We start from the raw sequence: 765 nt of genomic DNA, 5'->3' as shown, positions 1-765 counted from the left end.
TACAACGGTAAACATCACCCTGAACGATGTGATCTCTATCGACGCAGGAAGTACAGCCATTGGTAATACGGTAGATTTTAACTATGTTACTGCAGCAGACTACAACTCTGATCAGACGATTACCAAAGCTAACTCTTTAAAAGTTACTTCCACGAAGAACTTTAATGTTAAAGTAAAAGCAGGAGGTGCTAATTTTATGAATGGAACGAACTTAATCCCTGTCAATGTTTTGACGATCAAAGCGGCTACAGCCGCCGGAACCATGGGAGGAACAAAAAATACTGTAGTTTTATCTGCAACGGATCAGAATTTAGTTACCAATGCTCCACTTGGAAGTGCCTTAACATTGAACCTGGACTACACTATTCCGGCAGCAAAATCATCATCTTCTGATATTTTAGGAAAACCGGCCGGAACTTATACGCAGACAGTAACATATACTGCAACAGCTTTATAAATAATTTTTCATATTAATATTTTGTGATTTGGTGTTTCGAAGGCTTCCTCAGGAGGCCTTTGATTTTGTATGTGAGGGTTTTTCTATTTATCATGTGAATAAACCTTGTAGTGATTTTACTACATGAACTTCCTTTTTCCACTACAAATAAACTTTTACCACCACTATAAATTTGCAGTATACAAAAGATAACAATTAAGTAAAAAATAACAATAAAATATTACCATCATGAAAAAGCAAATCGTAATCACAGCCTTAACTTTTGGAGCAATCATATTTGGAACAAACAATGTTCAAGCTCAGAATAC

1 protein-coding gene is annotated in these 765 nt (G+C 35.7%); it reads left to right on the top strand.

Going from position 1 to position 765, the window contains the following annotated elements; all coding sequences use genetic code 11:
• The coding region (locus tag AC5YGI_RS22040) for a peptidoglycan-binding protein LysM (protein ID WP_496169809.1) at positions 1–457 on the top strand (457 nt) is incomplete at its 5' end.
• Positions 458–765 lie beyond the last annotated feature (308 nt).

It is taken from the genome of Chryseobacterium sp. CS3K3.1 (assembly GCF_059515165.1).
The sequence above is the reverse complement of the archived record's forward strand: the minus strand, read 5'-3'. Positions and strand labels throughout refer to the sequence as shown.